The following is a 19,759-nucleotide window of genomic DNA, read 5'->3' as shown; positions in this document are numbered from 1 at the left end:
TTAAAGTAAATTTCCTAAATTAGAAATATCCCATTGTTTATCAATATTAAACTGAATATGTCCGTTAACAATTTCTAATGGACAATCGAAGTTATTCGTATACAAACCACCCGTTCCTAAACCTTGCGGCATGGGATTATGTAAGGTGAATGTAAATTGGGTGATTGCGTTTAATCCGATGTTGCTTTCTAATGCGGAAGTAATCCACCAACCGAGATTTAAACTTTCTGCTATCGAAATCCATTCTAAAGTTCCTTTAAAACCACCAACTAAACTTGGTTTTAAAATAATATATTGAGGCTGAATTTCTTCTAGTAATTTTCGTTTATTCTCAACACCAAACACACCAATTAACTCTTCGTCTAACGCGATTGGAAAAGGTGTTTGTTGACAAAGCAACTTCATCTCTTGGAGTTGATTCGCTTTAATTGGCTGTTCAATACTATGTAATTCAAATTCAGCTAATTGATTTAATTTACTTAAAGCTTCTTTTGAATCAAAAGCACCGTTCGCATCTACTCGAATTTCAATGGTTTTAGCATCAAAATTTTGACGAATAAATCGCAATAATCCTAATTCTTTTTCGAAATCAATCGCTCCAATTTTCAGTTTTATACACGAAAATCCTTGGGCTAATTTTTCTTCGATTTGGGTTTTCATAAAGTGCTCCTCGCCCATCCAAACCAAACCATTGATTAACATATTCTTTTTGCCTAGAGTAAATTCAGAGGGAAATAAATCGAAAGGTGTTTTAGATTGCAATGACAAAAACGCCATTTCCACTCCAAACTGAATCGAAGGAAACTCGATTAATTCATCCCATATTTTATCTTTACCTAAATGAATATTTTGGCAAACCCATTGTAATTTTTCCTCATAATCGGGTCGGTCATCAATGGAAAGGGTTCGCAAAATACCACACTCTCCTATCCCGATTTTACCCTTTTCTTCCAAGATTAAAAACCAAGTTTCTTTCACCGTCATTACGCCACGAGAAGTGCCACTTGGACGTTTGAAATTGAGAATGTATTTTTTGTAAGTTGCTTTCATATTCAAGTGCAAGAGCAAATTCAAGAACAAATTTCAAAGTTTGAAGTTGATTTTTGTACTTGAACTTGTAATTGATATTTTATTCTAAGATTCTCAAGATTTTCTTGAAGTTGTCGTTTGGTAATCTATGTTTTTCGAATTCTTTTAAATCTGATTTTGTTTGTGCTATCCAGGTTTTCCCATTGGATAAGCTTTCATGAGCGTATTTTTTATGAATATCTTTAGCTTCTGAAATTCTGTCAGTAAACAAATAAACATGGGCTAAATTCAACTGAAAATGAATTTCAGATGGATTCAATTTTATGCCTTTAGTATACATTTCTTCTGCTTTTGTAAACTGTCTTGAATACAAATAATAATCACCTAAAAGTCTATAATCGATGTAAGTCGCTCGGTTTTTAGCAAACATTTCGGTAGAAAGAATCGAAATTGCTTCCTCATAATTTCCCTTTTGAAAAGCCACATTTGATTTTTCACGGATGATATCGTAATAAGCTTTTACTTCACCCGTTTCTTTTAAACTCTCTTCCGTAAGCTTTTCAATAGCATTGTTTTTCTCAATCGCTAAAAGTTGAGAAAACTCTCTATAGGTATACTTTTTGCTACTATTTTCGATAAAAGCAGCATAAAAAGCCTCTTTTTTTGTCAGTTTTGAAACTACTGGCAACTTTTTAGCTAAGTTTAAAATCTCATTTTTAGTCGTTTTGTCCCAACCTCTGCTTGCTTTATAATCGACCCAAGGCACGACTTCTAAAACGATTTTTTGATTCATTACCCAATTTTGACTTTCAAATCCAAACCATAGATTAGGTAAATTAGTCAAGCATAATGAAGAAGATGAAATCAACTTGGCGTCTTTGTTTACTTTTTCTTTTTGTTCCCAACACGCTCTATCCGTTTTTCCTTCTTTCAAAAATAAATTAGCTGCATTTGCTTCTTGAAATAAAGCAAACGTGCATTTATCATCACCCGAAATTGCAGAAGTCAAATGAATGGCTCCAGCTGTTCCTTGGCTAATTCCCGTAGGATCAGGAATCGCTTTTAATACCGAAACCAAACTTGAGGTTAGTTTTTGACTTTCATCTAAAATGGTGATTCTGTATACAAATTCAGTAGTCCCAACGGGTAAATCTTCTGTTTTAATTAAAGCGCGTTTTCCGGCTGAAAGTGTTATTTCTTTTGTTGTTGCACGTTCTTTGTCCCAAAAACCATCTTTTTGAGCAAAAATTGAGCTTGAAAACAATACGGCGGATACGAAGTAAACTATTTTATTCATTTTAATTTATTTTTTAACCACATAGAATCATAGTTCTGCTTGGTGTTTATTTTGAGGCATTACACTTTATATAGAAAACATAGCTTAAAAGTTCTATTTTCTATTAATTTTTAATTTTCTCTTTTTAATTTCTTTAGCTTCATTATTTCTCATCAAAACTTTATTCCTTTCAATTGTCCTATAATCCTTATAAGCCCAAAAAGAAAAAATCAAAAGTAAAAAACCTAGAAGAATTAAACCATTACCATCAATAGTTCCTGAATACAAACTACCTGTTTTACTAAATGAAAAGCCATGAGTTGAACTAGTAAAAAACTTCATCACAAAACCAATAGCAAGAACTATTACAGCGAAATAAAATGAAAGTTTATATAAAAATTTACTCATTTAAAAGATTAATATAAAGACACAATTCAAAAATGAAAATCTATGTGTCTATGTGTTTAATTACCATTCAATTTTTGTACCAAATTTACAATTCAATACTTTGTCCGATTTCTAATAACATCAAGTCTTTTCCTTTGTCGAAAAACTTGCGTTTCGCGTCTTCGTGATTGATTTCGATGTAGCCAAACGTGTCGAAATGATAACCTAATACTTTATCGCATTGTACAAAATCAGAAGCAATAATCGCATCTTCTACGTCCATTGTGAAGTTGCTTCCAATTGGTAAAATGGCTAAATCTAACTTGGTACGCATTGGAATTAACTTCATATCCATGGTTAAAGCGGTATCGCCTGCGATGTAGATATTTTTATGTTCGCCCTCGATTACAAATCCGCCAGGTTGTCCGCCGTAGCTTCCATCTGGGAAAGAAGACGTATGATGTGCAATTACATATTTCACGGTTCCGAATTCAAAATCCCAACTTCCGCCGTGATTCATTGGATGATAATTAAAGCCTTTGTTTCCGTAATGTGAAGCAATTTCGTAGTTGGAAACAATAACTGCTTCGGTACGTTTAGCAATCGCCTCTACATCTAAAATATGATCTTGATGCGCGTGGGTTAACAATATATAATCCGCTTTCAACGTATTGATATCAATATGAGAAGCCTTTGGATTTCCTGAAATAAATGGGTCCACTAAAATGTGAACGTCATTTACTTCAATTCCGATACAAGCGTGTCCATAAAACGTGATTTTCATAGTTTATTTTTTAGTGAAAAGTGATTAGTGAAAAGTGATTAGTTTAAAAACACTAAAGTTAACCAAAATAATATACTTAAAGCAAATGTGCTTAAGGCTACTTTTTTAAGTTCTGGGTCGAAGTCTTCGTATTTTTCTGATTTATTCACTTTGTTCATGTTCATAATTATTGGGATATTAATTAACAAAACAGGAAGTAATGAAGTTTTAATTAGCATTAAAAATACCATAAAAGACAACATACCGATTGCTAAAATAATTTCATGATATTTTTTTGCCCATTTTAAACCCATTTTCACTACCAACGTATTCTTTCCAGCAATTTTATCGTTTTCAATATCTCGCATGTTGTTTAAATTTAGCACCGCAACGCTTAATAATCCGATGGCGGTTGCGGGTAAGAATAGTTTCCAATCGATAAAATGAGTGAATAAAAAGTTAGAACCAATTACCGAAACCAATCCAAAGAAAATAAACACGAATACATCTCCAAAACCGCTATATCCATAAGCACTTTTCCCAACTGTGTATTTAATGGCTGCTCCGATGGAACCGATTCCTAATAAGATGAATATCAAACTTAAGGCGAAATTCTCTTTTCCGAATGCTACGTAAATCAATAAAAGAGCAATAATGAACGTCAATACTGCAGTGATAATTACGGCTTTTTTCATTTGCTCGGCTGTGATAACTCCGGCAGCTACTAAGCGTTTTTCTCCGATTCGGTTGGCATCAGTTCCTTTCACACCGTCTCCATAATCGTTGGCATAATTGGATAATACTTGTAATCCTAAGGTGGTTAATAACGCCAAAACCACAATTCTCCAATCGGAATATCCTTGGTAATGAGCATAAGCGCTTCCCACAATAATTCCAGAAACGGAAAGTGGTAAGGTTCGTAATCGTGCGGCTTGTATCCAGTGTTTCATTATTTTATTTTTTTAATTTATATCATGTTCAAGAGCAAGGGCAAATTCAAGTACAAGAGCAAATTCAAGTACAAGAGCAAGTTCAAGGGCAATGGTTTTCGCTTCGCTCAAATGTAAGCCTACTTCGTAGGAGATTCCTAGCAAGCTCGGAATGACAAAAATTATCAATACCATCTCTTTTCCCTTTTTACTTTTTACTTTTCACTTTTTACTTTTCACTTTTTACTTTCCTCTTTTCACCTAACCACTACATCCAATTCTTTTCCCAAGTTTCTACTTCGTATAACCAATAATTTACTAATTGCTTAATTTCGGTGTAATTCCCTGTGGTAAAACTTACGGTTCCTCCTGCTGTTGATAGCGTAACCGAACCAATATTCGTTGCTTTTTGCCAAAAAAATTGTTGGGTTTCGATGGCTTGAATTTTATAAGGTTCAATAATTGTCGTATCAATATCCCAAGCGCCATTTTGTTTGATGATGAAATCATTGGAAACAAAAAGCTTATAATTTTTAAACGAAAACCAAAGCATCACTCCAGCGAAAACAGAAAAAATTGCCGTATACATGAACCAATCGTTCCAGGTTACGAATTCTGTTTTATGATTTAGGAATAAGGTAATAGCTATTGGGACTAGTAAAAAGAAAAAGGTGTTGACCGCTAATTTTCTCCAATTCGGCAAATACATCGTTCCTTTTTGAGGCAATTGCCCTAATAACAATTTTAGAATAGCATCGCGTTCGATTTCAGCACAACCCGGGACTTCTATTTGGTCTTTTTCTTTTACTTTCTCTGCATCACTTGAGGCTTGATGTATACCAATTGTGGTCACATCCAACTTCTTTTGAAAGTAGTTTTGGGTAACTTTAATTTTCTGAACTTTATTCGGATTCAACAACGTATTTTTCGTGGAAAGTAATCCGTATGATAAAATAATCGCTTGTTTGCTTTTCTGAATAGTGAAATCGAAATATTTGAGAATCGTTCGAACCAAATTCACTAATAAAATCAAGGTAATGAAGAAACCTATTACAATAAAAATAGAAGTATAAATAGGTAAAGTATCCAAATAATTGGTTACTTGATCTTCATCAATTACTTCCGCATTCAACTGTTGTAAATTTTCAACAATAGTGGTGAAAAACAGAAAAATCAGAGCAAAACTTTTGATATAATTCGAAGTAAATCCGATTTTTATTAAACTTGGTAATCCAATTTTTATAAAGGATGTTGGCGTTATCTCTTCTACATTTTTTTCAGCATTCTCAGTCAGTTCTGATTGCGAATGATTGATTAATCGTTCTTTCAGAATAGTTGCCAACTCATGAGAAATGGCACTAATAGAAGCTTCTTTTTTATCGCTTCCAGCAGTATCAATTTCCAATTTATGAACACCAACCAAACGTTGAATTAAACTTTGATTGATGTTAACTTGCTGAATTTTATGCAACTGAATGGTTATTCTGGTTTTGTTCAATACGCCTTTTTGAATGACAAACTCACCATTTTCTTCATCAATATGAAAAGTAAAAAACAAATATTGTAAGTACGAAATAATACCTATCAAAACGACTACTCCTGCAACACTACCAAAAAAAACAAGTTTGTTTAGCGTGTCAAATTTTACCAACCAAATCAACAACATCGGCCACAAAGCACGAACCGTCTTCTGCAAGGAATTGGCAAACATGACCAAAATCCCCGGAAGCGATTGTCGTTGGGGCTGAGAAAAATCAACAGATTTATTCATGTTCTTCAGTTAATGGAGTTTCTGTTGATGCTATTTGAATTGGCTCGTCTTGTTTAGGCGGATTGATTTTTTGGGAAACTAAATTCTTAATAATCTGAGCATCTGCTAAAAGTAACCCTGGAATTTCTAAATCAGAACTACTTCCTCCTGCTGTAAATAATTCGATTGAAGCTAATCCTAATTTTCGAGAAATAAATCCTTGATGCAAAGCCACATGTTGCACTCTATTAAATGGAATAATCGTAGTAGTTTCCGAGATTAATCCCGATTTATAAATGGCGTCGTGTTCTCTAAAAGCATATCCTTTTTTATGAAAACTAAATTTTGTAAACAAGACTAATCCTGCTAAAATCAACACTAGTCCAACCAGAATTGTCATCCAAATCGCATTAGAAAAAGCATCTTGATTGAAATAAAATAAAGTCGAAAATCCAACGATTACTAAAATTAAAAGCAATGAAAAATTAAAAAGTAAGACTGTGACATACTTCGGATGTAAACCTTTCAATTGCACTTCTTCGAATTTCGGAAGTTGGTTTATGTCGATGGGATTATTTGTGAATTCGTTCATAGAAATAGTTTATTAAAGGCTTGTCTTTCGTCTTTTCTCTTTGTTCTATTCTCTAAATTAAGGCAAATATTTCTTTTCAAAATTTGGTTTACGTTTTTCTAAGAACGCATCTCTTCCTTCTTTTGCTTCGTCTGTCATATACGCTAAACGAGTAGCTTCACCAGCAAAAACTTGTTGGCCTACCATTCCATCATCCGTTAAATTCATAGCGAATTTTAGCATTTTAATTGAGGTTGGTGATTTCGCTAAAATTTCTTGTGCCCACTCATAAGCCGTATCTTCTAACTCAGCGTGAGGAATAACCGCATTTACCATTCCCATTTCAAAAGCGTCTTGAGCTGAGTAATTTCTACCTAAGAAGAAAATTTCTCTCGCTTTCTTTTGTCCTACCATTTTAGCTAAATATGCCGAACCGTAGCCACCATCAAAACTCGTTACATCGGCATCGGTTTGTTTGAAAATAGCGTGTTCTTTACTCGCCAAGGTTAAATCACAAACTACGTGAAGCGAATGTCCACCACCAACAGCCCATCCCGGAACTACACAAATTACCGCTTTTGGCATAAAACGAATCATACGTTGTACTTCCAAAATGTTTAATCTGTGGTAACCATCCTCTCCAACATACCCTTGATGTCCGCGTGCTTTTTGGTCGCCACCACTACAAAAACTCCAAATACCGTCCTTAGAACTTGGTCCTTCTGCAGACAGTAATACAACTCCAATAGAAGTATCTTCTTGCGCATCGTAAAAGGCTTCAATTAATTCAGCAGTTGTTTTTGGACGAAAGGCATTTCTAACATCTGGTCGGTTGAAAGCGATTCGGGCAACGCCATCGCATTTTTTATAGGTAATATCTTCAAATTCTCTAACGGTTTTCCAATTAATTGTGCTCATATTTTTATTTATTTATTCAAGTTCAAGGGCAAATTCAAGTTCAATTTCAAAAGTATTGTGTTTAAAAATATTATTTCAATTTGTTTAACATCATTCTTGATGTAATAGCAATTAATTCTTCTACTTCTGCCAAAAGCCAATTTCTTTCCTTTTCTTCACCTTCTTTTATATAATTTAAAACTCGAAGTGAATTTCTTGATTCTTTTAACTCTTTGACAACTAATGATAATTTAAAAACATAATCTTTATCTGTAATAGTTCCTTGAGATTCACCATAGTTTAAAGAAGCACTTCCAGAAGAACGAATTAATTGATTTTTATAATATTCTAATTCATATGCTTTGGCTAATTTTCTGACAAAGAAAATGGATTCACCAGCAAATCTAACTAATCTTTCATCTAAATTAAATATTCTTTCTGTTGGTTCGTTTAATTCCATGAATTTGTTGACATTTACTTTTTAAAATTGAATTTGAATTTGCCCTTGATTTTTGTATTTGTTTTGGTAAAAATAATTCATTTTTTGCATTATATTGCAAGTTCAAAACAATAAGATTTATGAAAAAACTATATATAGGATTACTATTTGCATCTGGACTATTTTCGGCTTCGGCTCAAAACTATGAATTTCAAAAAGTTAATGATGTAGAATGTTTGCCAGTTATCTCTCAAGACATTACTGGAACTTGTTGGAGTTTCTCTACTTCTTCGTTTTTAGAATCGGAAATTATCCGATTAACTGGTAAGAAAATCGACCTTTCGGAGATGTATCAAGCGAGAACTACGTATCCGTTAAAAGCAGAAAATTATGTTCTACGTCAAGGAAATGCCAGTTTTAGTGAAGGTGCCTTGGCGCATGATGTAATCAACAGCGTAGCAAAATACGGATTAGTTCCAAATAGCATTTATGATGGACTAAATGATGACGCAAACAAACATAATCATGCTGAAATGGTTGCGGTTTTAGAAGCGATGTTGAAAACGTATGTTGAGAATCCTGCTAAAAAATTATCTCCAAATTGGAAACAAGCGATTAGTGCCGTTTTAGATATTTATTTAGGAAGTATTCCGACCAAATTTGAATACGAAGGCAAAAATTATACGCCAAAATCATTTGCAGAATTCGCTAAAATCAAACCAGAAAATTATGTGACTTTGACTTCATTTACGCATGAAGCGAATTACAAACCGTTCATTTTGAATATTCCGGATAATTTTTCAAACGGAAGTATGTACAATTTACCGTTAGATGAATTTATTGCTAATATTGACAACGCTTTGGCTAATGGTTACTCGCTTTCTTTAGATTGCGATGTTTCAGAACCGACGTTTTCAGGAAAATACGGAGTTGCTTTTATTCCAGAAAAAGAAGAAGATACTAAAACGGGTTTGGCTGAAATTGTTGTCGAAAAGAAAATCACACCTGAATTCCGCCAACAAGAATTTGAAAATTTGACCACAACTGACGACCATTTAATGCACATTGTGGGTAAAGTAAAAGACCAAAAAGGAAATGTGTATTACAAAGTAAAAAACTCTTGGGGAAGCGATGAAAAGAAAGTTGCGAATGGTGGTTATGTATATATGAGTGTGGCATACATGAAATTAAAAGCGATTTCAGTTATGGTTCACAAAGATGGAATTTCAAAAGAAACTAAGAAAAAATTAGGATTGTAATATGATTTTCAAATCGGCTGTAAGTAAATTGAATAAATATGTTTATTTGGGTAGTATTTTATTACTTCTCATTTTAACAATTCCTGCATTATTTGATGATAATTACACTGCTTTTTTTGTGATTTCTAGTATCCATATTCTTTTGATTTTATTCTTAATTTGGACCTACAAAACGACTTTTTATAAGATTGAAAACTCTGATTTATATTGGAAATCGGGTCCTTTTAAAGGTAAAATCGATATAAGTAAAATCAATAAAATTGAATATCACAAAGGAATTGTAGTGCCAACTATTTGGAAACCAGCATTGAGTCATATTGGTTTAATTATTACCTATAACAAATATGATGATATTTACATTTCTCCTGAAAAACAACAAGAATTTATTGCTACATTGCAACGCCTAAATCCCAATATTACGTTTAAGAATACGCCTTATGTTGAATAAAATAGTACTTGTAAGTTTAAGTTTACTACTTTTTAATTGCCAAAATAAACCCGACGAAAACAAAGAATCTACCTTAAAAGATAAAGAAGGTAATGTTTCTGAATATGCCGTAAACTTTACGCCACTAACTACCATTTACAAAAAAAGAATGGGAAATGAAGTGGAGGCCTTTTACGATAAAAAATTCAATGCAAAAGATTTCAGTGGTTCGTTTTTAGTAGCTAAAAATGGAGAAATCTTATATGAAAATTACAGTGGCTATGCTTATAAAGAAAAAGGCGATTCCATAAAACAAGATACTCCTTTACACATTGCATCAGTTAGTAAAGTGATTACAGCGGTTACCGTTTTGAAATTGGTTGACCAAAAGAAACTTAAATTAGACGATCCTGTAAAATCGATTTTACCGGAATTTCCTCACGAAGAAACTACGGTAAGAATGTTATTAAGTCACCGAAGTGGTTTGAGAAATTATGCTTATTTTACTGACGACAAAGGCGTTTGGGATAAAAAGAAAACATTAACTAATCAAGATGTTTTAACACTTTTAGCTACCAAAGATATTGGATTAGAATCAAAACCAGGAACACGTTTTGGTTATTGTAATACGAATTATGCTTTATTAGCTTTAATCATCGAAAAAGTAACCAACAAAACGTATCCAAAAGTACTTCAAGAAATGATTTTTGATCCTTTGGATATGAAAAATACTTTCGTTTTTGATGATTTAAACAAGAAAGACGAAGTGAGTCAATCCTACAAAAACAACTATTTACGTTTGGCTTTTGAGTTTTTGGATCAAGTATATGGTGACAAAAACATCTATTCTACTCCACGTGATTTACTGAAATTTGATTTGGCGCTATATTCTGATAAATTCCTTAGTGCTAAAATGAAGGAAGAAATGTACAAAGGCTACAGCTACGAAAGAAAAGGCACTAAAAACTACGGTTTAGGTATTCGAATGTTAGAATTTGAGACGGGGCAACAATACTTCTTTCACAACGGTTGGTGGCATGGAAACACCTCTTCTCTAGTTACACTTCATAAAGATTCGGTGACTATTATTGCTTTATCCAACAAGTTTACTCGTAAAACGTATCAAACGAAACGTTTGGCACCAAAATTTGGCGATTATCCGTTTAAGTTTAATGAAGAAGAAGGCGAATAATTAGCCTATTTTCACAGAAGTCATCGTTAACGAACCTCCAACAGCTTTATCGTTAAAGAATTCCACTTTATCATTATCCGTTTGAAGTGCTAAAATGTACAACAAAGGATAATAATGGTCGGGTGTTGGAATCGCTAAAGTAGCCGCTTTATGAAGCTTTTCATATTGAATTAACTCTTTATGAAAACCGTTTGAAATTTTATTTTTAAAAACATCGTTCATTTCTAAAGCCCAATCAAATCCATATTCAGGTTCGTTGAGTTTATCCCAAGCTACCATTCGTAAATTATGAACCATATTACCACTTCCGATAATTAAAACCCCTTTTTTACGAAGTGCTAATAATTGTTTTGCTAATTCATAATGATAAGCCGCTGGTTTGTAATAATCAATACTCAATTGTAAAACGGGAATATCCGCATCAGGATACATGTGTTTTACTACCGACCAAGTGCCGTGATCTAATCCCCAATCGTGATCTAATTCCACCGCAGGATTGGTAATTAATTTTTGAATTTCAGTTGCCAATTCAGGGTTTCCTGGTGCTGGATATTGTACCTCAAATAACGCTTGGGGAAAACCTCCAAAATCATGAATCGTTTTTGGATTTGGCATTGCGGTTACCATAGTACCTTTCGTTAACCAATGCGCCGAAACGACTACAACTGCTTTTGGTGTTGGGATTTCCTTCCCCATTTGTTGCCAACGTTTTGAAAATATATTATCTTCAATAGCATTCATAGGCGAACCGTGTCCGATGAATAAAACGGGCATCTTCTCCTCTTCTTCTCCTAATCCTTTTGTCCAATCATAGAACGGTTGTATACTTGCCATAGCGATTCCTCCTGAAAGTAATGTTATGAAATTCTTGCGATTCATAAATTAATATTTGTATATACAAATGTAGTGATTTATTTTATACTAAATACTAATTACATGTTAAAAACGTTATTCCATAAATTACTCGAAATGAAAATCCTAATTCTGTTACTCACTTTTAGCCTTACAAACTATTCCGTTACAAAAACAAATATTGAAAAAGAAAGAAGTCTATTGAAAACAGAATATCTTTCAAATGAAAATAAAGCCAATACACTAAATGAGGCAAGAATAAAACTAACCGAAAGTTTATTCCAAGATATTTTCAATCATTGGTACACCACAAAATGGAGTTTTGAAGGTCATACTGAAACACCAAAACAAGGAACAATCGCTTGTGGCTATTTTGTTTCCACGACTTTAAGAGATGTAGGATTTAATCTAAATCGATATAAATTAGCACAAAAAAGTCCAGAAGAAGAAGCTAAAAGTATCGCTTGCGGGACTACTATTGAGAAACTTCAAAACGTTACCAAACAAGAATTAAAAAAGTACTTTTTAAAACAAAAGGATGGTATTTATTTTATTGGGTTGGATTTTCATGTTGGGTACATTTATAAAAACAATCAAGAAGTTCATTTCATCCATTCTAATTATATTGATAATAAAGGCGTGATGAAAGAAACCATTGAAAATTCAAAAGCTATTGTGAGTTCGAAATATTTCATTGCATCGATAACTCATAATGACAACTTAATAAAGAAATGGTTACTAAAAGAAATTGTAACTACAAGTTAAGTAATTCAATGTTGAAATTTCTCAAAACAAAAAAGATGGAAATTACATTTAATAACAATGCTAACCAATAATGTTTATTGTAATCATCAGTATTTACAGTAATTTCATATAAATTTAAGAGAGGTAAAATTACAATACCTATCCAAATAGGAATCCAAATGACTTCGGTTTCAAAACCGATAAAATGAATGATTTCAAAATTTTGGAAAATACCAACTAAGGTCATAATTAAAATTACAGCACTTAGTATCAAGTAGAGGATTGGTTTTAAATTCATAACTTACTATTTAAATGATTCAAAAAAATCAAAAGCTCTCATTTCAGCAAAAGAATAATTTGATTCCTTTACAATAAAAGCACAATGACCACCATAAACAGGCGTTTCTAAAAAGATATTCGAACTTTTAGAAGCAACATCAACTGGAAAACATCCTTCACCTAAAAAAGTATCATTTAAGGCATTTAAGATTAAAACTGGTTTTGTAATGGCATCCAAACTTCTTGCCGGAGAAACTTTGTAATAATAATCAAAACGATCTTTAAAACCGTGTAATGGTGCTGTGAAATTATCGTCTAAATCTTTAAAATTTTTCACTCTCTTTAATTGATGTAAATCGATAAGTTCTGGAAATTGTTTGGCTTTTAATTTCAATTTTTCACTTAATCCGATAAGGAAATTTTTCATGTAAATTTGATTAAATCCTTTGTGTAAAGCATCAGCACTTACTTGAATTTCAATTGGAACAGAAACAGAAACAGCTGCTTTTATAGCATCATTTAATTGGGGTTCTCTTCCTAGATAGTTCAAAATTTGGGCACCACCCATAGAAAAACCTATTAAATACAACTCCTTAATTTCTTTACTCAATGCAAATTGTACAACTGCATCTAAATCTTCTATTGAGGCATGATGATACAATTGAGGCAAACGATTCATTTCGCCACTGCAAGTACGATTGTTCCATGCAAAAACAGAATAATTGTTTTTTAGAAAATAATCCGAACAACTATTAATATAGGTTCTTTGCGAATTTCCTTCTAAACCATGGCACAAAATAATGGCTTTATTTGGATTCGTAATTTTATAATCAACGGTTAAAAAATCGCCATCATAAAGTTCTACTTTTTCTCTTTTATAATCGGGAGCCTTAAAACGCTTGAACTTACCTGCATATATAGTAGCAATGTGAGGATTCTTGTAAAAACCCGAAACAAGTTCGTTGTATTTTGATTGCGCTATTATTGGCATTATAAACGTTGTTATACTAAATAAATCCCGTCTTCTTTGATTTCGATAAGTTTTTGTTTGTATAAATTTCCAACGGCTTTTTTGAAATTCTTTTTACTCATTTTCAAAACCGTTTTAATGTCTTCTGGATGCGAATTATCGGTTAATCGCAAGAAACCACGATTCGCTTTTAATTCGTCTAAAATTACTTGCGAAGATGGTTCGATTGCCTCTACTCCAACTTTACGTAACATGACATCAATTTTACCATCAGGACGAATGTTTTTGATATAGCCTTTTGTTTTCATTCCAGGTTTTACATCATCATACACTTCGTTTTTATATGCTAAACCTTTGTGCTTTTGATTGATAATGCAATTGATTCCACCTTCGGTAATGTGAGAAATTAAAATATCTACTTCTTCGTTACGTTGTAAATCTAAATTATCATTGCTCAGAAACTGATTGGTTTTACTAGAAGCTACTAATCGATTTGTTTTTTCATCCAAATGCATATAAACCAAATAACGTTTACCTTCTTCCATAGGACGCGCTTGCTCTTTAAACGGAACAAATAAATCTTTCTCTAATCCCCAATCTAAAAAAGCTCCGAATTTGTTGATGTAATTTACTTTTAAATGTGCAAATTCGTTCAACTTGATATAAGGTTTCAAAGTAGTTGCAACAGGGCGTTCTTCGTGATCTAAATACACAAATACGGTTAAATCATCGCCAATAGTAAATTCTTTTGGTACATATTTATTTGGCAATAAAACATCATCTTCTTGCGTGTCTTCGCTTCCTAAAAACAACCCAACTTTAGTATCTCTAAGTATTTTTAACGTATTGAACTCTCCTATATGTAACATAAATGAAATAAATATGGTGCAAAGGTAAGCAAATAGAAACAAAAAAAAATCCAGTTACTCGAACTGGATTTAAATTGTATTAAAATTAGAATTTTAAATTCCGATTTCTACTTGGAAACGAACATACCAATTTTGTTTGTTAGTTCCGTCGAAAAATTCTTGTTTTTCTGTTGTAAATTCAGCTTGAAGTTTTAAAGCATGTTCCCAAATATATTTGTTTACACCAAAACTTAATTGTTCTGTATTTGGATAAAATGCCTTTACTTCATTGTCAACTTTCTGTTTTGAAAAACGACCGATAACTTCGTATTTTGAAGGAAAACAGTAACTTAATTGATTATCAAAACCGTTTCCAACAAAAACCGCTCTACTCAATAATGGATTAGTTGCTGATGTTGTGATAGCTTTACTAGCATCTCTCATCATGTAAGTAGACATAAAAGCCCAACCATTGTATTTTCCAATAAAGTCTAATAAAACAGTAGATAAATTACTAGTTTCATATAATAAATCACCCATTTGACCTTGTGATTCTCTTGCTTTATCATTGTAATTGTAAACTCCAGAAATCATAAATTTAGGCTTCTCCTCTCTTAACAAATCTCCTTCAAAATAATGACCATCTTTCTTAAACTTACCTAAAGGCATTAATTCAATTTTTCCAGAGTATGATAAACCATTGTTATCTTTTAAAGTTGAATTTGCACTATTTGTAGTCCAGTTTCTTCCTTCTCCTAAAGTTACAGCACCTTTAAAGTTATAAGAAAACTTATTCTCATATTCATTTAAATTAGCAAAATGGAAACCAAAATCACGGTCTGTATTAAATCGAGAGTTGTTTATACTTCTATCGGTTAACTGAATAGCTCCTGATGAATTTACAGCTTGTCTCGTTCCTGGTAATTTTGTAACTCCAAAACCATATTGCCAATGCATATTGGGACGATAATATACAACCGCATCTCTAATTACGTTTAAGTTTTCATTTGCTCTTACTGGTCCAACATCTCCTGCACCAAATGATAATTGAATCACATATAAATATTTTGGACTACCAACATATCCATCAAAACGCAATCGTAAACGACGCACTTGAGCTTCATAAAACGGTTCCGCTCCTTCATTATCATAATAACTCAATCGGTCTTGCATTCTAAAACGAATGTTGAACTGGAAAATACTATCTGGAGATGTTAAACCTACACCTTTACCAAAACTATAATAGGGTAACGAGGTTAGTTTTAAATCATTGTCTTTTGTAGATACTTTTATGTCCTGAGCACTTGAAAATGCAGTAGTTACTAAAAGTAAAAATGTAATTAATTTTTTCATTTGTTATGTTGTTGTTTATTTTGTGCAAACTTAACATCAAAACAAGGTTAAGTATGTTAAGTAAATATTACCTTTGCAAAAAATTAACGTTATGTCAAATATATACATTGGATATCATTTTACAATAGAACCTTTAGAATTAGGAAGCGAAATTTTAATTGCAGAATTAGGAGAGAAAGCCTTTGAAAGCTTCATAGAAACGGAAACTGGAATTTCTGCTTTTGTTCAAAAAGATTTATGGAGTGAGAATATATTAGAGGATATTCAAATTCTAGAAAATCCAGAATTTAAAATTGACTATACATTTGAAGAAATTGAGCAAGTGAACTGGAACGAAGAATGGGAGAAAAATTTTGAACCTATTGATGTAGATGGTAAATGCCACGTAAGAGCTCCTTTTCATGAAAAAACGAATGCTGAATACGACATCGTAATCGAACCTAAAATGAGTTTTGGAACGGGTCATCATGAAACTACGCACATGATGATTCAACATTTGTTAGAAACGGATTTAGTAGGTAAGAAAACCTTAGATATGGGATGTGGAACTGCTATTTTAGCTATTTTGGCTGAAATGAAAGGCGCGCAACCTATTGACGCTATTGATATTGACAATTGGTGTTACTTAAACTCAATTGAAAATGCAGAACGTAATAATTGCAAACATATTTCGGTTTACGAAGGTGATGCTTCTTTATTAGATGGTAAAAAATATGATGTGATTATTGCCAACATCAACCGTAATATTTTATTAAACGATATGCAACAATATGTAGCTTGTTTAAACGAAAACGGAATTTTATTCTTAAGTGGATTCTATACTGAGGATATTCCTATGATTTCGGAAAGTTGTACTTCAAAAGGATTAACCTATGTAAAACAATTTGAAAGAAACAATTGGGTTGCTTTGAAGTTTGTAAAATAGCTAGAAGTTGGTAGAATGAAATTAGTAGTTTATTTTTTTTAATCTTGAAATTGATTTTTGAATTTGAACTTGAAACATTTTTTTAATATTTTTGTAATGAACTTTCAAACGTAAAGAAAATGAGCACGATAGAAAAAGTACAAGAAGAAGTTTTAGTAGCAGAAGCTGTTGGTGTTAATAACGAAATTGTATTACACAACGATGATGTAAATACATTTGACCACGTTATTGATACATTGATTAGAGTTTGTAAACACGATGAATTACAAGCGGAACAATGCGCTTTGTTAGTCCACTACAAAGGAAAATGCACGGTTAAAACAGGTTCTTTAGAAGAATTAAAACCGCAGTGCTCTGCTTTATTAGATGCAGGTTTAAGTGCTGAATTGATATAAAAAAAGTCCCGATTAAATCGGGACTTTTTATTTAACTCATTTTTCCAATAGCGCAACTTACATAAGACTTAGCTTTCTCCATTAAACTATTGGCTTCTCCGTCTTCGGGATATCCTAATGATTTTAATTTTTCTTTAACTTCATTTAATTTTTCTTCGGATAAATAATCAAATGTTACCGAACTATCTTCAACATTTACAGCAATATTATTTATTGTTTCAATAGATGAAATTCCTTTAGTAATTGTATTAGCACAACCACCACATTTTAAATTTTGTATATGAATTGTTGTTTGCATAACTCTTAATTTTAATTACACAAATTTACAAAATATACAACCAACACACCCCAATATTTGATACTTTAACTTAACTTTAATGTGGCAATTTGTCTTTTAACAAACCATAAATATAAGTTCCTAAAAGAGCTCCTATAAGAACTACGGCAATAGCGTAAGTTCCTGTTCCAAGAAGAATAAAAATAGGTCCAGGACAACAGCCTACTAAAGCCCATCCTAATCCGAATAAACTTCCACCAATAATGTAACGCCAAAAACCACGCTCTTTTTCAATTATATTAATTGGCAAACCGTTATAATCTTTTACTTTATATTTCTTAATAATTTGTAGTCCTACAATACCTGTAAATAATGCCGTTCCAATAATTCCATACATATGAAACGATTGAAAATGAAACATTTCATAAATACGATACCAAGAAACAGCTTCTGCTTTGGTTAAAACAATTCCGAAAAATATTCCGGTTAGAAAAAATCTTGCTAACTTCATGATTAAGCCGTTTTATAGATTAGAGGTAAAATATAATGTGCCATGGCTAATCCTCCAATGAAGAACCCAATAACGGCTACTAATGATGGTAATTGTAAATTGCTTAACCCCGATATAGCATGACCAGAAGTACAACCACCAGCATATCTCGTTCCAAATCCAATTAACAAACCGCCAATTAATAAAATAGCAAATCCTTTTGGAGATTGTAATGTTTCAACACTAAATATAGCATCTGGCATTAATTTACCATTTGGAGCATCAATTCCAAGTGTTTGCAATTGCGTAATAGTCTCTGGATTTACATTAACACCACTTCCATCTGACAAAAAGTAAAAAGCGATAAATCCTCCCACAAAAGCACCTAAGACAAGGGCTAAACTCCATTTTTGTTCACGCCAATCCAATTTAAAAAAATCGCTAAATTTTCCAGCTCCAGCCATTGAACACATGGTTCTAAGATTTGATGACATTCCAAAAGATTTTCCGAAATAAGTTAAAATTAGCATCGTCACACCAATTAAAAATCCCGAAATGGCCCAATGCCAAGTTCCAAAAATCAATTCCATAGTATTTTTACAATTTTCCACAAAAATAGAAATTCAAATTGGTATTTGTAACTTTTGTTACATTTTATAGTAAATTTGAAGCATCAAACAAAAGCATATCAAATGAAAAAGTTTTCAATCGAATTCAAATGGGCTATCATTACCACAATTATTTTTTTAGCTTGGATGACTTTAGAAAAGCAATTGGGATTTCACACTGAAAAAATTAAATGGGAACCTTTATTTAATATTTTATATATTTTCCCTTTGTTTCTCCTTTACTTTTTGGCATTAAGAGAAAAGAAAATAAAATTTTATAATGGCACTATGAATTGGAAACAAGGCATCATTTCTGCTATTGTAATCTCATTTATCATTGTTGTATTTAGTCCGATTGCACAATTTATTCTACATGAATTTATAAGTCCTAATTTTCTAACTAATACTATTAATTATACGGTTGAAAGTAAAAAATTATCATTAGAAGAAGCTAAAGAATATACAACTTTATCGAGTTCTATTTGGAAAAACATTTCAGATAGTTTATCTTTTGGAGTGGTTATTGGCGCGATTGTTGCTTACCTTTTAAAAACAAAAACCAACTAAAATGAAATACTTCTTTTTTTTATTAATCGCTTTTACTCTTACCAGTTGTGTAAGTACTAAATCAACAATTAAAAATATTGATAGTACTGCTTTGCGTCCATTAGTAAGAGATCAAGCTTACATAATTACTGAATATGCTACAGATGCTAAATATGGATATGATGAAGATTATCCCATAAACATTGGTTTCATTAATGAAAAACAAGAAAACATTAACATTCAATATTATTTTAGTGGATTAGAAGGACCAAATGGTGAGAAAATTAGCTATAAAAAAGTAGATACCTGTTGCCCTTTTCCAACTAAAAACAGTTTGATGGGAGCTGGAACTATTGGTATTTATGAAGTAACATTTGAAGGAAGCGATAAAAAAATTACGTTATACTTTAATATTTATGAAAAAGGAAAAATCCTATGTCCAAAAGGATTTTCAATTAAAAAATTTCCAGCTAGAGACAAATAAAAACTATTTTATTATCTGTAACATAAGTAACCTTTTCTACTGCTGTAGGAAAGGTTTTTCTTTTTATCT

General features: G+C 32.1%; 26 protein-coding genes. 8 read left to right on the top strand and 18 right to left on the bottom strand.

Annotation, left to right across the window (positions count from 1 at the left end; genetic code table 11):
- The 10 genes from BP92_RS0115295 to BP92_RS0115250 form a co-directional block, all read right to left on the bottom strand.
- Entirely contained in the window at nucleotides 1-1,050 is a 1,050-nt protein-coding gene (locus BP92_RS0115295) for an o-succinylbenzoate synthase (protein ID WP_026726827.1), read from the bottom strand.
- Between the two features lie 79 nt (nucleotides 1,051-1,129).
- Nucleotides 1,130-2,326, bottom strand: coding sequence for a tetratricopeptide repeat protein (locus BP92_RS0115290; protein ID WP_026726826.1), 1,197 nt, complete (start codon nucleotides 2,324-2,326; stop codon nucleotides 1,130-1,132).
- Nucleotides 2,327-2,419: 93 nt separating this feature from the next.
- On the bottom strand, nucleotides 2,420-2,713 hold the full coding sequence (locus BP92_RS0115285; RefSeq protein ID WP_026726825.1) for a hypothetical protein: 294 nt from the start codon (nucleotides 2,711-2,713) through the stop codon (nucleotides 2,420-2,422).
- A gap of 85 nt (nucleotides 2,714-2,798) precedes the next feature.
- Nucleotides 2,799-3,476, bottom strand: a complete 678-nt coding sequence (locus tag BP92_RS0115280; protein WP_026726824.1) for a metal-dependent hydrolase — start codon at nucleotides 3,474-3,476, stop codon at nucleotides 2,799-2,801.
- Nucleotides 3,477-3,514: 38 nt separating this feature from the next.
- Nucleotides 3,515-4,405: a 1,4-dihydroxy-2-naphthoate octaprenyltransferase gene (menA, locus tag BP92_RS0115275; protein ID WP_026726823.1), complete on the bottom strand. Its 891-nt coding sequence runs from the start codon at nucleotides 4,403-4,405 to the stop codon at nucleotides 3,515-3,517.
- A gap of 12 nt (nucleotides 4,406-4,417) precedes the next feature.
- Complete coding sequence (locus tag BP92_RS17170) at nucleotides 4,418-4,579, bottom strand: hypothetical protein (protein ID WP_160169135.1); 162 nt, start codon at nucleotides 4,577-4,579, stop codon at nucleotides 4,418-4,420.
- A 73-nt stretch (nucleotides 4,580-4,652) separates the two neighbouring features.
- Nucleotides 4,653-6,155: a PH domain-containing protein gene (locus tag BP92_RS0115265; RefSeq protein ID WP_026726822.1), complete on the bottom strand. Its 1,503-nt coding sequence runs from the start codon at nucleotides 6,153-6,155 to the stop codon at nucleotides 4,653-4,655.
- Nucleotides 6,148-6,726 (bottom strand): PH domain-containing protein, encoded by a 579-nt coding sequence (locus BP92_RS16540; protein WP_035693637.1) that lies wholly within the window; start codon nucleotides 6,724-6,726, stop codon nucleotides 6,148-6,150. Before BP92_RS16540 ends, BP92_RS0115265 begins: the two co-directional genes overlap by 8 nt.
- A gap of 57 nt (nucleotides 6,727-6,783) precedes the next feature.
- Nucleotides 6,784-7,623 (bottom strand): 1,4-dihydroxy-2-naphthoyl-CoA synthase, encoded by an 840-nt coding sequence (locus BP92_RS0115255; RefSeq protein WP_026726821.1) that lies wholly within the window; start codon nucleotides 7,621-7,623, stop codon nucleotides 6,784-6,786.
- 70 nt (nucleotides 7,624-7,693) lie between these two features.
- Nucleotides 7,694-8,062, bottom strand: coding sequence for a four helix bundle protein (locus tag BP92_RS0115250; protein WP_026726820.1), 369 nt, complete (start codon nucleotides 8,060-8,062; stop codon nucleotides 7,694-7,696).
- A 119-nt stretch (nucleotides 8,063-8,181) separates the two neighbouring features.
- On the opposite strand from BP92_RS0115250, the gene BP92_RS0115245 reads away from it, so the two are divergent.
- From BP92_RS0115245 to BP92_RS0115235, 3 genes are read left to right on the top strand one after another with little or no spacing between them, the layout of a single operon-like run.
- Entirely contained in the window at nucleotides 8,182-9,300 is a 1,119-nt protein-coding gene (locus BP92_RS0115245) for a C1 family peptidase (protein WP_051604510.1), read from the top strand.
- Nucleotide 9,301: 1 nt separating this feature from the next.
- Nucleotides 9,302-9,748 (top strand): PH domain-containing protein, encoded by a 447-nt coding sequence (locus BP92_RS16535; protein WP_051604509.1) that lies wholly within the window; start codon nucleotides 9,302-9,304, stop codon nucleotides 9,746-9,748.
- Nucleotides 9,738-10,919, top strand: a complete 1,182-nt coding sequence (locus tag BP92_RS0115235) for a serine hydrolase domain-containing protein (protein WP_026726818.1) — start codon at nucleotides 9,738-9,740, stop codon at nucleotides 10,917-10,919. The genes BP92_RS16535 and BP92_RS0115235 overlap by 11 nt, the downstream gene beginning before the upstream one ends.
- On the opposite strand, the gene ygiD is transcribed toward BP92_RS0115235, so the two are convergent.
- Nucleotides 10,920-11,753: a 4,5-DOPA-extradiol-dioxygenase gene (gene ygiD / locus BP92_RS0115230; protein WP_026726817.1), complete on the bottom strand. Its 834-nt coding sequence runs from the start codon at nucleotides 11,751-11,753 to the stop codon at nucleotides 10,920-10,922.
- A gap of 102 nt (nucleotides 11,754-11,855) precedes the next feature.
- On the opposite strand from ygiD, the gene BP92_RS0115225 reads away from it, so the two are divergent.
- A complete protein-coding gene (locus BP92_RS0115225; RefSeq protein WP_026726816.1) occupies nucleotides 11,856-12,536 on the top strand; it encodes a hypothetical protein in 681 nt (226 codons plus the stop codon).
- Here BP92_RS0115225 and BP92_RS0115220 read toward each other — a convergent pair.
- From BP92_RS0115220 to BP92_RS0115205, 4 genes are all read right to left on the bottom strand, one after another.
- Complete coding sequence (locus BP92_RS0115220; protein WP_026726815.1) at nucleotides 12,526-12,813, bottom strand: hypothetical protein; 288 nt, start codon at nucleotides 12,811-12,813, stop codon at nucleotides 12,526-12,528. The two genes, BP92_RS0115225 and BP92_RS0115220, sit on opposite strands and share 11 nt — an antisense overlap.
- Nucleotides 12,814-12,819: 6 nt before the next feature.
- Entirely contained in the window at nucleotides 12,820-13,785 is a 966-nt protein-coding gene (locus BP92_RS0115215; protein ID WP_026726814.1) for a YheT family hydrolase, read from the bottom strand.
- 11 nt (nucleotides 13,786-13,796) lie between these two features.
- Nucleotides 13,797-14,633 carry a CvfB family protein gene (locus tag BP92_RS0115210; RefSeq protein WP_026726813.1) on the bottom strand — a complete coding sequence of 279 codons (837 nt, stop codon included), beginning with the start codon at nucleotides 14,631-14,633 and terminating at the stop codon, nucleotides 13,797-13,799.
- 93 nt (nucleotides 14,634-14,726) lie between these two features.
- Nucleotides 14,727-15,965 carry a porin gene (locus BP92_RS0115205; protein WP_026726812.1) on the bottom strand — a complete coding sequence of 413 codons (1,239 nt, stop codon included), beginning with the start codon at nucleotides 15,963-15,965 and terminating at the stop codon, nucleotides 14,727-14,729.
- A gap of 91 nt (nucleotides 15,966-16,056) precedes the next feature.
- Between BP92_RS0115205 and prmA the strand changes: the two genes are divergently transcribed.
- Together prmA and BP92_RS0115195 are read left to right on the top strand one after the other, a co-directional pair.
- Nucleotides 16,057-16,890, top strand: coding sequence for a 50S ribosomal protein L11 methyltransferase (gene prmA, locus BP92_RS0115200; protein WP_026726811.1), 834 nt, complete (start codon nucleotides 16,057-16,059; stop codon nucleotides 16,888-16,890).
- A gap of 119 nt (nucleotides 16,891-17,009) precedes the next feature.
- Nucleotides 17,010-17,285 carry an ATP-dependent Clp protease adaptor ClpS gene (locus BP92_RS0115195; protein ID WP_026726810.1) on the top strand — a complete coding sequence of 92 codons (276 nt, stop codon included), beginning with the start codon at nucleotides 17,010-17,012 and terminating at the stop codon, nucleotides 17,283-17,285.
- A gap of 31 nt (nucleotides 17,286-17,316) precedes the next feature.
- Here BP92_RS0115195 and BP92_RS0115190 read toward each other — a convergent pair whose 3' ends face one another.
- From BP92_RS0115190 to BP92_RS0115180, 3 genes are all read right to left on the bottom strand, one after another.
- Nucleotides 17,317-17,583, bottom strand: a complete 267-nt coding sequence (locus tag BP92_RS0115190; RefSeq protein WP_026726809.1) for a heavy-metal-associated domain-containing protein — start codon at nucleotides 17,581-17,583, stop codon at nucleotides 17,317-17,319.
- Between the two features lie 76 nt (nucleotides 17,584-17,659).
- Complete coding sequence (locus tag BP92_RS0115185) at nucleotides 17,660-18,073, bottom strand: DUF6691 family protein (protein ID WP_026726808.1); 414 nt, start codon at nucleotides 18,071-18,073, stop codon at nucleotides 17,660-17,662.
- 2 nt (nucleotides 18,074-18,075) lie between these two features.
- Nucleotides 18,076-18,642 carry a YeeE/YedE family protein gene (locus tag BP92_RS0115180; RefSeq protein WP_026726807.1) on the bottom strand — a complete coding sequence of 189 codons (567 nt, stop codon included), beginning with the start codon at nucleotides 18,640-18,642 and terminating at the stop codon, nucleotides 18,076-18,078.
- Between the two features lie 102 nt (nucleotides 18,643-18,744).
- On the opposite strand from BP92_RS0115180, the gene BP92_RS0115175 reads away from it, so the two are divergent.
- The gene (locus BP92_RS0115175) at nucleotides 18,745-19,227 is read left to right on the top strand and encodes a DUF4199 domain-containing protein (RefSeq protein ID WP_026726806.1); all 483 of its coding nucleotides are present in this window, start codon (nucleotides 18,745-18,747) and stop codon (nucleotides 19,225-19,227) included.
- Between the two features lies 1 nt (nucleotide 19,228).
- Nucleotides 19,229-19,690 (top strand): hypothetical protein, encoded by a 462-nt coding sequence (locus tag BP92_RS0115170; RefSeq protein WP_026726805.1) that lies wholly within the window; start codon nucleotides 19,229-19,231, stop codon nucleotides 19,688-19,690.
- The last annotated feature ends 69 nt before the right edge of the window (nucleotides 19,691-19,759 follow it).

The sequence above is a fragment of the Flavobacterium sasangense DSM 21067 genome, assembly GCF_000686885.1.
GTDB lineage: Bacteria > Bacteroidota > Bacteroidia > Flavobacteriales > Flavobacteriaceae > Flavobacterium > Flavobacterium sasangense.
This window is presented reverse-complemented; position numbering and strand designations above follow the sequence as displayed.

Excerpts from the sequence above, each read along its gene's own strand:
- BP92_RS0115295 (WP_026726827.1), bottom strand. The coding sequence starts at position 1,050 with ATGAAAGCAACTTACAAAAAATACATTCTCAATTTCAAACGTCCAAGT.
- BP92_RS0115290 (WP_026726826.1), bottom strand. The coding sequence starts at position 2,326 with ATGAATAAAATAGTTTACTTCGTATCCGCCGTATTGTTTTCAAGCTCA.
- BP92_RS0115285 (WP_026726825.1), bottom strand. The coding sequence starts at position 2,713 with ATGAGTAAATTTTTATATAAACTTTCATTTTATTTCGCTGTAATAGTT.
- BP92_RS0115280 (WP_026726824.1), bottom strand. The coding sequence starts at position 3,476 with ATGAAAATCACGTTTTATGGACACGCTTGTATCGGAATTGAAGTAAAT.
- menA (WP_026726823.1), bottom strand. The coding sequence starts at position 4,405 with ATGAAACACTGGATACAAGCCGCACGATTACGAACCTTACCACTTTCC.
- BP92_RS17170 (WP_160169135.1), bottom strand. The coding sequence starts at position 4,579 with ATGGTATTGATAATTTTTGTCATTCCGAGCTTGCTAGGAATCTCCTAC.
- BP92_RS0115265 (WP_026726822.1), bottom strand. The coding sequence starts at position 6,155 with ATGAATAAATCTGTTGATTTTTCTCAGCCCCAACGACAATCGCTTCCG.
- BP92_RS16540 (WP_035693637.1), bottom strand. The coding sequence starts at position 6,726 with ATGAACGAATTCACAAATAATCCCATCGACATAAACCAACTTCCGAAA.
- BP92_RS0115255 (WP_026726821.1), bottom strand. The coding sequence starts at position 7,623 with ATGAGCACAATTAATTGGAAAACCGTTAGAGAATTTGAAGATATTACC.
- BP92_RS0115250 (WP_026726820.1), bottom strand. The coding sequence starts at position 8,062 with ATGGAATTAAACGAACCAACAGAAAGAATATTTAATTTAGATGAAAGA.
- BP92_RS0115245 (WP_051604510.1), top strand. The coding sequence starts at position 8,182 with ATGAAAAAACTATATATAGGATTACTATTTGCATCTGGACTATTTTCG.
- BP92_RS16535 (WP_051604509.1), top strand. The coding sequence starts at position 9,302 with ATGATTTTCAAATCGGCTGTAAGTAAATTGAATAAATATGTTTATTTG.
- BP92_RS0115235 (WP_026726818.1), top strand. The coding sequence starts at position 9,738 with ATGTTGAATAAAATAGTACTTGTAAGTTTAAGTTTACTACTTTTTAAT.
- ygiD (WP_026726817.1), bottom strand. The coding sequence starts at position 11,753 with ATGGCAAGTATACAACCGTTCTATGATTGGACAAAAGGATTAGGAGAA.
- BP92_RS0115225 (WP_026726816.1), top strand. The coding sequence starts at position 11,856 with ATGTTAAAAACGTTATTCCATAAATTACTCGAAATGAAAATCCTAATT.
- BP92_RS0115220 (WP_026726815.1), bottom strand. The coding sequence starts at position 12,813 with ATGAATTTAAAACCAATCCTCTACTTGATACTAAGTGCTGTAATTTTA.
- BP92_RS0115215 (WP_026726814.1), bottom strand. The coding sequence starts at position 13,785 with ATGCCAATAATAGCGCAATCAAAATACAACGAACTTGTTTCGGGTTTT.
- BP92_RS0115210 (WP_026726813.1), bottom strand. The coding sequence starts at position 14,633 with ATGTTACATATAGGAGAGTTCAATACGTTAAAAATACTTAGAGATACT.
- BP92_RS0115205 (WP_026726812.1), bottom strand. The coding sequence starts at position 15,965 with ATGAAAAAATTAATTACATTTTTACTTTTAGTAACTACTGCATTTTCA.
- prmA (WP_026726811.1), top strand. The coding sequence starts at position 16,057 with ATGTCAAATATATACATTGGATATCATTTTACAATAGAACCTTTAGAA.
- BP92_RS0115195 (WP_026726810.1), top strand. The coding sequence starts at position 17,010 with ATGAGCACGATAGAAAAAGTACAAGAAGAAGTTTTAGTAGCAGAAGCT.
- BP92_RS0115190 (WP_026726809.1), bottom strand. The coding sequence starts at position 17,583 with ATGCAAACAACAATTCATATACAAAATTTAAAATGTGGTGGTTGTGCT.
- BP92_RS0115185 (WP_026726808.1), bottom strand. The coding sequence starts at position 18,073 with ATGAAGTTAGCAAGATTTTTTCTAACCGGAATATTTTTCGGAATTGTT.
- BP92_RS0115180 (WP_026726807.1), bottom strand. The coding sequence starts at position 18,642 with ATGGAATTGATTTTTGGAACTTGGCATTGGGCCATTTCGGGATTTTTA.
- BP92_RS0115175 (WP_026726806.1), top strand. The coding sequence starts at position 18,745 with ATGAAAAAGTTTTCAATCGAATTCAAATGGGCTATCATTACCACAATT.
- BP92_RS0115170 (WP_026726805.1), top strand. The coding sequence starts at position 19,229 with ATGAAATACTTCTTTTTTTTATTAATCGCTTTTACTCTTACCAGTTGT.